The organism is Kineococcus esterisolvens (assembly GCF_050871405.1).
Classification (GTDB): Bacteria; Actinomycetota; Actinomycetes; order Actinomycetales; family Kineococcaceae; genus Kineococcus.
In genome coordinates this window covers 1-9,953 of the sequence record NZ_JBJLRI010000104.1, presented here as the reverse complement: position 1 = coordinate 9,953, position 9,953 = coordinate 1, and the positions used below count along the sequence as shown (strand labels likewise).

Sequence of the window (9,953 nt, the reverse complement as noted above, 5' to 3'; positions counted from 1 at the left end):
GGGCCCGCCCCCCGCACCCCCCCGCCGGGCCCCGCGGGGGGCCGGGCCGGCCGCCCCCCGCCCCGCCCCCCCCCCCCCCCCCCCCCCCCCGCCGCGGCGCCCTGACGTGGAAGGGCCGGTCGCTGCCGTGAGCGCGGTGCAGCGGTGAGCCGGGTGGTGGTGGTCGGCGCGGGCCTGGGGGGCCTGTCGGCCTCGGCGCGGCTGGCGGCCCTGGGCCACGACGTCGTGCTGTGCGAGCAGGCGCCGGACGTCGGCGGCAAGCTCGGCTGGTTCAGCCACGACGGCTTCTCCTTCGACACCGGACCGTCGCTGCTGACGCTGCCGGCGGTGCAGCGCGACCTGTTCCTGAAGACCGGCGCGCCGATCGAGTCGGTGCTGGACGTGGTGCCCCTGGACCCGGTCGCGCACTACCGCTTCGGCGACGGCACGGAGCTGGACCTGCCGGGCGGCGGGCGCGCGGCGGTGGCCGCGGCGCTGGACGAGGCGCTGGGTGCGGGCACCGGCGAGCAGTGGACGCGGTTCCTGCAGCGCGCCGCAGCGGTGTGGGACGTGGCGCGCGGGCCGTTCCTGGAGTCGCCGCTGGAGGGGCCGCGCACGCTGCTGCGCCTGGCGCGCAGCACCTCGGACGTGCGGACGGTCGCTCCCTGGGCGTCGCTGCGTTCGCTGGGGCGGCACTACCTGCACGACCCGCGGCTGCGGGTGCTGCTGGACCGCTACGCCACCTACTCCGGCTCTCACCCGGCGAAGGCGCCGGCGGCGCTGGCGACGGTCCCGTTCGTGGAGCAGACCTTCGGCGCGTGGTACGTGCGCGGCGGGCTGCGGCGGCTGGCGGAGGCGGTGGCCGAGCGGGCCCGCGAGCGCGGGGTGGTGGTGCGCACGGGTGCCGCGGTGGAACGGGTGCTGGAGTCCGGCGGCCGGGCGGCGGGCGTGCGGCTGGCGGGCGGTGAGGAGCTGCGCGCCGACGTCGTGGTCTCCGCGGTGGACGCCGCGCACCTCTACCGGGACCTGCTGCCGCGCCCGCGGCTGCGGCCGGACCCGCGGCGGCGCTCCTCCTCGGGGTTCGTGCTGCTGCTGGCGCTGGAGGGGCGCACCCCGGGCCTGCGGCACCACACGGTGCTGTTCCCCGACGACTACGACGCCGAGTTCACCGACCTGGCCGCCGGCCGCCCGGTGGCCGACCCCACCGTGTACGTCAGCGCCCCCGACGACCCGGCGCTGCGGCCCTCGGAGGGCACCGAGGCGTGGTTCGTGCTCGTCAACGCCCCCGTGCACGACCCCGGCGCTCGCGCCCCCGGCGGCACGGACTGGACGGACGAGCGGCTGGTGACCGGGTACGCCGAGCGGGTGCTGGCGACGATGGCCCGCCGCGGCCTGGACGTGCGCGAGCGGCTGCGCTGGTACGAGGTGCGCACGCCGGCGGACCTGGCCCGCGACACCCGCAGCGACGGCGGCGCGATCTACGGCACCTCCAGCGACGGGGCCCGCTCGGCGTTCCTGCGCCCCGCGAACCGCTCCCCCGTGCCGGGGCTGTTCCTCGTCGGCGGCAGCGCCCACCCGGGCGGCGGGCTGCCGCTGGTGGGGTTGTCGGCGCGCATCGTGGCCGACCTCGTGGGACCCGCCTGAGCAGCGCTCAGAGCCGCCGGCCGAGGGCCACGGCCACCTGCACGAGACCGACGGCGCCCAGCAGCGCCCACGCCGCGGCGCCGAGCAGGGCCCACGGCGCCTGCCCGGGGGCGATGGCCGTGGCGGCGGCGCACGCTGCGGCCACGGCGATGCGCACGGGCCGCTCGGCGACGCTGACGACCCCGACGTCGCGGGCACCCAGCCCCTGGGCGCGGGCGCGCAGGTACTCCTGCAGCTGCGCCAGGCCGCCCGCGAGCGCCGCCAGCCAGGCGGGGGCGCCGCAGCCGAGCAGCACGAGGGCGCAGGCGGCGTCGCCGACGCGGTCGCAGCAGGCGTCCAGCAGCGCACCGCGGTCGCTGGTGCGCTCGCGCAGCACCGCCACCGCCCCGTCGAGGTTGTCGAGCAGCCCGCCGGCGACCACGAGGACCGCCACGGCGACCGCCGGGGCGCCGCCGGGGCCGGCCACCAGCGCCACCCAGGCCGCCGAGGCGGCCAGGGCGGTGCCGGCGAGGGTCACCGCGGCCGGCGGCACCCTCGCGAGCGCCAGGGGGCGGGCGAGGACGTGCACGCCGCCCAGCCAGGCGCGCACCAGACCGGTGGCGGCCGCCCCGCCGTGCAGCCGGGACCAGCGCCGCAGGTACTCGGCGCGGTCCGGCACCGCCGGCCCGCGCGTTTGGGGAGCGCGCTGGGTGGGCACGGGGACCACCGTAGGTCGTGGTGCCGGCACCGGCCGGTCGCGACCGCGCCCACCCGGTCGCCGGGTGCTGCCCTCCTGCCTAGAGTGCCCCCTGTGCCGCCGCCCCCAGCAGCTCCCCCGACGGTCCCCGACCCCGATCAGCGGACCGCCGCCCTCGGCGTGCGCGACCGGGTGGAGGAGGTCCTCGCCGCCTTCGTCGACGACCAGCGCCGCGTGCTGGGCGAGCTCGGTGACGACTGCGAGCCGCTGCTGGAGGCGGTGACGACGCTGCTGGCCGGCGGCAAGCGGCTGCGGCCGGCGTTCTGCTACTGGGGCTTCCGCGGCGCCGACGGCGGCGGGCCCGGCGAGGCCGAGGCGGGCGTCGTCACGGCGGCGGCGGCGCTGGAGCTGTTCCAGGCCGCGGCGCTGCTGCACGACGACGTCATGGACGACTCCGACACCCGCCGCGGCAAGCCGGCCGCGCACCGGTGGTTCGCCGGCCTGCACGCGGGTGCCGGGTGGTCCGGCAGCGCCGAGCGCTTCGGCCTGGCCGGTGCGGTGCTGGCCGGGGACCTGTGCCTGGCGTGGAGCGACGAGCTGTACTCGCGCGCGCCGCTGGGCGCCGACGCGCTGCGCCGCGGCCGGCGGGTGTTCGAGACGATGCGCACCCAGCTGATGGGCGGTCAGTACCTGGACATGCTGGAGCAGGCGTCCTCCGAGGCGCTGGGGCCGGCGGGGGCGGTGGAGCGGGCCCGGCGGGTCGTGCGGTTCAAGAGCGCGAAGTACTCGGTGGAGCACCCGCTGCTGCTGGGGGCGACGCTGGCGGGGGCACCGGAGCCGCTGCTGGCCGACCTGTCGCGCTTCGGCCTGGCACTGGGCGAGGCGTTCCAGCTGCGCGACGACGTCCTGGGCGTGTTCGGCGACCCGGAGGAGACCGGCAAGCCCGCCGGCGACGACCTGCGCGAGGGCAAGCGCACCGTCCTGGTGGCGCTGGCCGTGCAGGCCGCCTCCCCGGCTCAGGCGGCGCTGGTGAGCCGGCACCTGGGCGACCCGCAACTGGACGGCGACGGCGTGGCGGCGCTGCGCAGGGTGCTGGTGGACACCGGCGCGCTGGACGGGGTGGAGCGCATCATCGCCGAGCAGGTGGACGTGGCCTGCAGCACGCTGGACGCCGCCGACCTGGCGGAGCCGGCGCGCGCCGCGCTGCACGAGCTGGTCGTGGCGGCCACGAGGAGGAGTTCCTGATGGCCGGGTCGACGCGAGCGCTGGACTGGCTGCCGGGGCGCACCCGGCGCGTGGAGGGGCGCAGCGACCACGTCGTGGTGGTCGGTGCGGGCCTGGGGGGTCTGTCCACGGCGATGCGGCTGGCCGCGGCCGGGCGGCGGGTGACCGTGCTGGAGCGCGAGGACGTGCCGGGCGGGCGCGCGGGGCTGTCGGTGAAGGACGTGCCCGACGGGCAGTACCGCTTCGACACGGGCCCGTCGGTGCTGACGATGCCGGACCTCATCGCCGACTGCTTCGACGCGCTCGGCGAGGAGATGGGCCACTGGCTGGACCTGCGACCGGTGGACCCGCTGTACCGGGGGACCTTCGCCGACGGCTCGCGACTGGAGGTCTCCGCGGAGGTGGAGCGCACGGCCCAGGCGATCGGCGAGCTGTGCGGGGCCGCGGAGGCCGACGGCTACCGCCGGTTCGTCGCCCACGTCGGGGACCTGTACCGCTACGAGATCCGCGACTTCATCGACTCCAACATCGACACCCCGCTGGACCTGCTGAAGCCGAACCTGGTGCGGCTGCTGGCGGCCGGCGGGTTCCGGAAGATGGCACCGGAGGTCGGCAAGCACCTCAAGGACCCGCGCACGCAGCGGATGTTCTCCTTCCAGGCGCTGTACGCGGGCCTGTCGCCGTACGACGCGCTGGCGCTGTACTCGGTCATCGCGTACATGGACACCGTGGCGGGGGTGTTCTTCCCGAAGGGCGGCATGCACGCGATCCCCACGGCGATGGCGGCCGCGGCGGAGAAGCACGGTGTGCAGTTCCACTACGGCACCGAGGTGGCGCGGGTGGAACGCACCGGCCGGCGCGCCACGGGTGTGATCACCACCGACGGGCGGCGCTTCGGCGCGGACGTCGTGGTGCTCAACCCAGACCTGCCGGTGGCGCACCGCGACCTGCTGGGCACCGACCCGTGGCGGCTGCGGCACCTGACGTACTCGCCGTCCTGCTACCTCATGCACGTCGGCTCCAGCGCGGACTACCCGGACCCGGTGCACCACTCGATCCACTTCGGCGCGGCGTGGAAGGAGGTGTTCGCCGAACTGCTGGACGGTCGGCTGATGAGCGACCCCTCGATCCTGGTGTCCCGGCCGACCGTCTCCGACCCGGGCCTGGCCCCGGCGGGCAAGCACGTCTACTACGTGCTGTTCCCCACGCCGTCGCTGGCGGCGGGCCCCTCCCCGATCGACTGGGACCGCGTCGGCCCGCGCTACCGCGAGCACGTGATGGGGGTGCTCGCCGAGCGCGGCTACCCGGGTTTCTCCGACGCGGTGGAGGCCGAGGACGTCATCACGCCGGCGGACTGGGAACGGCAGGGCATGGCGGCCGGTGCCCCGTTCGCCTCCTCGCACGCCTTCCGGCAGACCGGCCCGTTCCGGCCGGGGAACCTGTGGGGCGAAAACGTCGTGTTCACCGGGTCGGGCACCCAGCCCGGGGTGGGTGTGCCGATGGTGCTGGTGTCGGGGCGCCTGGCGGCGGAACGGGTCACGGGGCCGAACCGCTCCTACCGCTCCCGCGCCTGGCGCTGAGACCGCCCACCGCGGCAGCCGCGCACCCGCCCGCCCTCACCGGGTGGGCAGGTGCCGCTCGGCGGGCCCGTCGTACGCCGACAGCGGGCGGATGAGGGAGTTCGCGGCGCGCTGCTCCAGCACGTGCGCGGTCCAGCCGGTGACGCGGGCGGCGACGAAGACCGGCGTGAAGACCGCGGTGTCGAAACCGACGAGGTGGTAGGCGGGCCCGGCGGGGAGGTCCAGGTTCGGCTTGATGCCCTTCTCCTCGGCCACCGCCGCCTCCAGGGCGTCGTACAGGTCCAGGACCTCGCGCCTGCCGAGGTGGCCGGCGAGCTCGCCCAGCGCCGCGCGCATGGTGGGCACCCGCGAGTCGCCGTCGCGGTAGACGCGGTGCCCGAACCCCATCACCTTGCGGTGCCCGGCCACCGCCTCGCGCACGCGCTCGCGCGCGCGGTCCGCGGCGCCGGGCCCGGGCCCGATCTCCTCGAAGAGCTTCCACACGGCCTCGTTGGCCCCGCCGTGCAGGGGGCCCTTGAGCGCGCCGACGGCGGCGGTGACGGCGGAGTGCAGGTCCGCCAGGGTGGAGGTCACCACGCGAGCGGTGAACGTGGAGGCGTTGAAGGAGTGCTCGGCGTAGAGGACGAGTGAGACCTCGAAGGCGCGCACGACCTGCGGGGCGGGTTCGGCGCCGAAGGCCTGCCACAGGAAGTTCGCCGCGGACCCGAGGTCGTCGCGCGGCGGCACGGGGTCCCGGCCGTGGCGGAGGCGCTGGGTGAGGGCCACCACCGCGGGCAGCGCGGCGAACAGCCGCTCGGCCTTGGCGAGCTCCGCGCCCGGGGAGGAGTCACCGGCGTCGGGGTCGAGGGCCCCCAGGACGCTGACGGCGGTGCGCACCACGTCCATCGGGTGCGCGTGCCGCGGCAGCCCGGTCACGACCCGCAGCACCCGCTCGTCCAGTGCGCGGTGCGCCCGTTCCCGCTCGTGCAGGCCGGCCAGCTCACCGGCGTCCGGCAGCTCGCCGTGCCACAGCAGCCAGGCGACCTCCTCGAACGTGCAGGAGGCGGCGAGCTCCTGCACGGGGTACCCGCGGTAGAGCAGGGAGTTGGTCGCCGGGTCCACCTTGGAGATCGCGGTGGTGTCGGCCACCACGCCCGCGAGCCCCTTGTGGACCTGCCGGTCCGGTCGCGTCGTCGCCGTCATCTCGTGCCACGCCCCTTCGCGTCGCTCGTGCGGTCAGCTGTCCCGGTGGTCCTCGAGGCCGGCGTCGTGGACCCCGGAGTCGAACTCCTCGTAGGAGGGGTAGTCGAGCAGGTCGTACAGCTCCGCGCGGGTCTGCATGTGCGGCACCTGCCCGGTGAGGGTGCCTTCGACGGCGAGGGCGTCCAGGGCGCGGTCGGCGGCGCCCATGGCCAGCCGCAGCAGCGAGACGGGGTGGATGACGAGGCGCACCCCGGCGTCGCGCAGCTGCTCATGGGTGAACAGGGCGCTGCGGCCGAACTCGGTCATGTTCGCCAGCACCGGCACGTCCACGGCGGAGCAGACGGCCTCGAACTCGGTCAGGTCGGCCATCGCCTCGGGGAACAGCACGTCGGCACCGGCGTCGACGAGCATCTTCGAGCGCTCCACCGTGCGCCGCAGGCCTCCGGGGCCCGGGACGGTGCCGCGCACGTCGGTGCGGGCCACCACCACGAGGTCGGGGTCGCGGCGGGCGTCGGTGGCGGCCCTGACCCGGCGCACGGCGGTGGTGTCGTCGACGACGGTCTTGCCGTCCAGGTGCCCGCAGCGCTTGGGGTTCACCTGGTCCTCGACGTGGAGGGCGGCGACGCCCGCGTCTTCCAGGACCTGCACGGTCCGGGCGAGGTTCAGCGGCTCACCGAAGCCGGTGTCGGCGTCGACGAGGACGGGCAGGTCGGTCTGCCGGGCGATCTCGGCGGAGCGCCCGGCGACCTCGGACAGCGTGGTCAGCCCGACGTCCGGCAGCCCGAGGTCGGCGGAGAGCACCGCACCGGAGACGTAGACGCCCTCGAACCCCTTGCGCTGCACCAACCGGGCCGACAGGGGGTTGAAGGCCCCGGGGAAGCGGAGCAGGCGTCCGGAGGCCAGGCCCGCGCGCAGCGCCCTGCGCTTGGCGGCCGGCGTGGTGGTGGAGTGCAGCATCAGAACAGCCCCTCCGGCAGCGGCACGGACCCCAGGTACCCGTCCGGGGCGACGATCCCCAGCTCCCGCACGCCGGCGGCGTCCAGCTCCGGCAGGCGCTGGGCGAGGTCGGCGAACCGCTCGGCCTCGGCGTCGTCGAGGACGCCGGCGGCCAGCGTGCGGAACTTCGCGAGGTGCTCCTCGCGGCCGAACGGGCGCGCGCCCAGCGGGTGCGCGTCGGCCACGGCGATCTCGTCGACGACGGTGGAGCCGTCGGTGAGGGTGGCGACGATCCGCCCGCCGAACGCCTTCTGCGCCGGGTCGCTCGCGTGGTAGCGCGCGGTCCACTCCGGGTCCTCGACGGTGCTGACCTTCCGCCACAGCTCGACCGTGTCCGGGCGGGCGGCGCGCTCGGGGGCGTAGGAGCTCTCGTGGTGCCAGGTGCCGTCCTGCAGCGCCACGGCGACGACGTACGGCACCGAGTGGTCCAGCGTCTCCCGGCTGGCGGTGGGGTCGTACTTCTGCGGGTCGCGCGCGCCGGAGCCGATGACCGTGTGGGTGTGGTGGGAGGTGTGCAGGACGATGGAGGCCACGTTCGCCGGCTCGCGCAGCTCGGGGTGCTCCCGGTGCAGCCGGCGGGCCAGGTCGATGACGGCCTGGGCCTGGTACTCCGCGGAGTGCTCCTTGGTGTAGGTCTCCAGGATCGCCCGCCGGGGTTCGCCGGCCTCCGGCAGCGGCACCTCGTACACCGCGTCGGGGCCGTCGAGCAGCCGCGCGACGACGCCGTCCTCGCCCTCGTAGATCGGCGCGGGGCTGGTCTGCCCCCGCACCGCCCGGTCGACCGCCTCCACGGCCACCTTGGCCGCGAACGCCGGTGCGTACGCCTTCCACGTGGAGATCGCGCCCTTGCGCGACTGCCTCGTGGCGGTGGTGGTGTGCAGGGCCTGCCCGATCGCCTGGTGCACCACCTCGGTGCTCAGCCCCAGCAGCGTGCCCAGCCCGGCCGCCACCGAGGGCCCCAGGTGCGCGACGTGGTCGATCTTGTGCCGGTGCAGGCTGATCGCCCGCACGAGGTCGACCTGCACCTCGTAGGCGGTGACGATCCCGCGCAGCAGCGCCGCCCCGTCGCGACCGGCGTGCTGGGCGACCGCCACCAGGGCGGGCACGTTGTCGCCGGGGTGGGAGTACTCCTCGGCCAGGAACGTGTCGTGGAAGTCCAGCTCGCGCACCGCGACGCCGTTGGCCCACGCGGCCCACTCCACCGAGACGGCCTCGCGGGTGCCGACCACCGCGGCGCCGCGGCCACCGCGCGAGGACGGGTGGGCCAGCGCCTGGGCGCGGGCGGCGACCACGGGAGCGCGCAGCAGCGAGGCCGCGGAGACGGCGGCGTCGTCCAGCAGCCGGTTGACGACCATCGCGGCGACGTCGCCGTCGACGGGAACGGGGTCGGTGGCGAGTTCGGCGAGCTTCCACGCCAGCTCCTGCGAGCGGGGGAAGGGCTCCTCGCTGCGGCGCACCCGGACGGTGTGGTTCCTCACGCGCTGGCCTCCTCGTCGAGGCGGCCACCGTACGCAGGGGGCTGCCCCCGCGACCAGCCCCCGGGGCACCTCCCGTCCGTCACCGCGCGGGCCCGCGCCGACCTCGTGGCCGGGGTCGGCACCGCACCTGGCACGATCCGCGCGGTGAGCACCCGTGACCTCGACGCCGCCACCCGCACCGACCCGCAGCTGGCCGACCCGCAGCTGCGGGCGGCGTTCGAGCTGTGCCGCGGGCTGCACGCCGAGCACGGCAAGACCTACTACCTGGCGACGCTGCTGCTGCCGCCGGCCAAGCGCCCGTACGTGTGGGCGCTGTACGGCTTCGCCCGCTACGCCGACGAGTTCGTCGACTCCCTGACCGACCCGGACCCCGACGCGCTGGTGGAGTGGGGCGACGCGTTCCTGGCCGGCCTGGACTCCCCCGGCGGCCCCCGCGACCCCGTCGGGCGCGCGATGGCCGCCACCATGCGCCGGTGGGACATCCCCCGGGCGCACGTCGAGGCGTTCCTGACCTCGATGCGGATGGACATCACCGAGACCGGCTACGCCACCTACGAGGACCTGCGCCGCTACGTGTACGGCTCCGCAGCCGTCATCGGCCTGCAGATGCTGCCGGTGCTCGAACCCGTGGCCCCCGGCGCGGAGGGCCCGGCGCGCGCGCTGGGCGAGGCGTTCCAGCTGTCCAACTTCATCCGGGACGTCGGCGAGGACCTCGACCGCGGGCGCGTCTACCTGCCCGCCGAGGACCTGGAGGCGTTCGGCGTCACCCGCGAGGACCTGCTCGCCGGCCGCCGCGCCGGGAGGACGCCGTCGGCGGTGCGCGAGCTGCTGGCCTTCGAGGTCGCCCGCACCCGCGAGCTGTACGCGCAGGCGGAGCCGGGGATCGCGATGGTGCACCCCACGAGCCGCGACTGCCTGCGCACCGCCTACGAGCTGTACGGCGGCATCCTCGGCGCCGTCGAGGCCGCCGGCCACGACGTGCTGGGCCGGCGGGTGCGGGTGGGCCTGCCGCGCCGGCTGGCCGTGGCGCTGCCCGGCCTGGGGCGGGCGCGGCTGGCGCGCCGGCGCGAGGCGCGCTGGACGACGGCCTGAGCCCCGGGGCCCCCCCCCCCGGCCCGGCGCGGCCCGGGCCGGGGGGCGGGGCGGCGAAAGAGTAGGGCTACGCCCCGGCGGGCGCCACCGACATTTGGTTGT

The 9,953-nt window shown here is 76.4% G+C and carries 8 protein-coding genes; 4 read left to right on the top strand and 4 right to left on the bottom strand.

The features are described from left to right. Nucleotides 1–144 precede the first annotated feature (144 nt). Nucleotides 145–1,623, top strand: coding sequence for a phytoene desaturase family protein (locus ACRYR8_RS19945; protein WP_432486029.1), 1,479 nt, complete (start codon nt 145–147; stop codon nt 1,621–1,623). Nucleotides 1,624–1,630: 7 nt separating this feature from the next. Here the strand turns inward: ACRYR8_RS19945 and ACRYR8_RS19940 are convergent, their stop codons facing one another. Then, a complete protein-coding gene (locus ACRYR8_RS19940) occupies nt 1,631–2,320 on the bottom strand; it encodes a CDP-alcohol phosphatidyltransferase family protein (RefSeq protein WP_432486030.1) in 690 nt (229 codons plus the stop codon). Between the two features lie 84 nt (nt 2,321–2,404). Between ACRYR8_RS19940 and ACRYR8_RS19935 the strand changes: the two genes are divergently transcribed. Together ACRYR8_RS19935 and crtI are read left to right on the top strand one after the other, a co-directional pair. Further along, complete coding sequence (locus ACRYR8_RS19935; protein WP_432486031.1) at nt 2,405–3,544, top strand: polyprenyl synthetase family protein; 1,140 nt, start codon at nt 2,405–2,407, stop codon at nt 3,542–3,544. Continuing rightward, entirely contained in the window at nt 3,544–5,103 is a 1,560-nt protein-coding gene (crtI, locus tag ACRYR8_RS19930) for a phytoene desaturase family protein (RefSeq protein ID WP_432486032.1), read from the top strand. Before ACRYR8_RS19935 ends, crtI begins: the two co-directional genes overlap by 1 nt. A 36-nt stretch (nt 5,104–5,139) precedes the next feature. Here the strand turns inward: crtI and ACRYR8_RS19925 are convergent, their stop codons facing one another. Genes ACRYR8_RS19925 through ACRYR8_RS19915 form a run of 3 tightly spaced genes read right to left on the bottom strand, consistent with a single transcriptional unit; the run spans nt 5,140 to nt 8,759 of the window. After that, nucleotides 5,140–6,285, bottom strand: a complete 1,146-nt coding sequence (locus tag ACRYR8_RS19925; protein WP_432486033.1) for a bifunctional 2-methylcitrate synthase/citrate synthase — start codon at nt 6,283–6,285, stop codon at nt 5,140–5,142. 33 nt (nt 6,286–6,318) lie between these two features. Further along, on the bottom strand, nt 6,319–7,242 hold the full coding sequence (gene prpB, locus ACRYR8_RS19920; RefSeq protein ID WP_432486034.1) for a methylisocitrate lyase: 924 nt from the start codon (nt 7,240–7,242) through the stop codon (nt 6,319–6,321). Beyond that, nucleotides 7,242–8,759 (bottom strand): MmgE/PrpD family protein, encoded by a 1,518-nt coding sequence (locus ACRYR8_RS19915; RefSeq protein ID WP_432486035.1) that lies wholly within the window; start codon nt 8,757–8,759, stop codon nt 7,242–7,244. The genes prpB and ACRYR8_RS19915 overlap by 1 nt, the downstream gene beginning before the upstream one ends. Nucleotides 8,760–8,903: 144 nt before the next feature. Here ACRYR8_RS19915 and ACRYR8_RS19910 point away from each other — a divergent pair, with 144 nt between their 5' ends. Continuing rightward, nucleotides 8,904–9,851, top strand: a complete 948-nt coding sequence (locus ACRYR8_RS19910) for a phytoene/squalene synthase family protein (RefSeq protein WP_432486186.1) — start codon at nt 8,904–8,906, stop codon at nt 9,849–9,851. Nucleotides 9,852–9,953: the final 102 nt, after the last annotated feature.